This is a genomic window from Microvirga antarctica (assembly GCF_017921815.1).
Taxonomy (GTDB): Bacteria; Pseudomonadota; Alphaproteobacteria; order Rhizobiales; family Beijerinckiaceae; genus Microvirga; species Microvirga antarctica.
This window is the reverse complement of record NZ_JAGEMM010000196.1, coordinates 1-281: the sequence shown is the minus strand read 5'-3', so window position 1 is coordinate 281 and position 281 is coordinate 1. Positions and strand designations below refer to the sequence as shown.

Genomic DNA, 281 nt, shown 5'->3' with positions numbered 1-281 from the left:
GCATCGATGCCCGCCATCACCTGGCGGAATTTGTCCTGACCGGTAATCGCATGGAACTGACGCGCATCCAGACTATCCACGCTAACATTGACGCCCGTCAGCCCCGCTTCGCGCCAGTTCGCGGCATCGCGCGCCAGTCGATAACCGTTAGTGGTCACCGCGATCTGGCGAATAGCATCATTTTCACCCACGGCGGCAATGATGTCGGTAAAATCGCGGCGTAATGAAGGCTCGCCGCCGGTAAGACGCACCTTCTCCGTGCCAAGACTGGCAAAAGCGCG

At 59.4% G+C, this 281-nt stretch carries 1 protein-coding gene; it reads right to left on the bottom strand.

The window, feature by feature from the left end; all coding sequences use genetic code 11:
* Positions 1-281 (bottom strand): radical SAM protein (locus tag J4G32_RS21460; RefSeq protein WP_210497775.1); only part of this gene is annotated, 281 nt, incomplete at both ends.